Source organism: Methylobacterium nigriterrae, from assembly GCF_037106235.1.
Classification (GTDB): domain Bacteria; phylum Pseudomonadota; class Alphaproteobacteria; order Rhizobiales; family Beijerinckiaceae; genus Methylobacterium; species Methylobacterium nigriterrae.
In genome coordinates, this window is sequence record NZ_JBAWTG010000748.1 from 1 (window position 1) to 287 (window position 287).

Annotated in this window: 1 protein-coding gene; it reads right to left on the reverse strand. The window is 62.0% G+C overall.

What is annotated here, in order from left to right:
* A partial coding sequence (locus tag WDW90_RS38980; RefSeq protein WP_336492982.1) for an efflux RND transporter permease subunit occupies positions 1-287 on the reverse strand: 287 nt, incomplete at both ends.

Genomic DNA, 287 nt, shown 5'->3' on the forward strand with positions numbered 1-287 from the left:
GTCCTGGATCGAGATCGTGATGAACGTCGTCGTGTCGTAGGGCACCGACCAGGTCACGCCTTCGGGGAAGCCCACCTGCAGCTTCGTCATTTCGGCGCGCACCGCCTTTGCGACCGCCAGTCCGTTGGCGCCCGGCAGCGTCTGGATCGCAAATGCGCCGATCGGCTTGCCGTCATAAATAGTGTCAAAGCCGTAGCCTTGCGGGCCGAAATCTGCGGTTGCGATATCGCCGAGCTTCACCACGGTGCCGTCGGGATTGGCGCGCAGGATGATGTTGAGGAACTGCT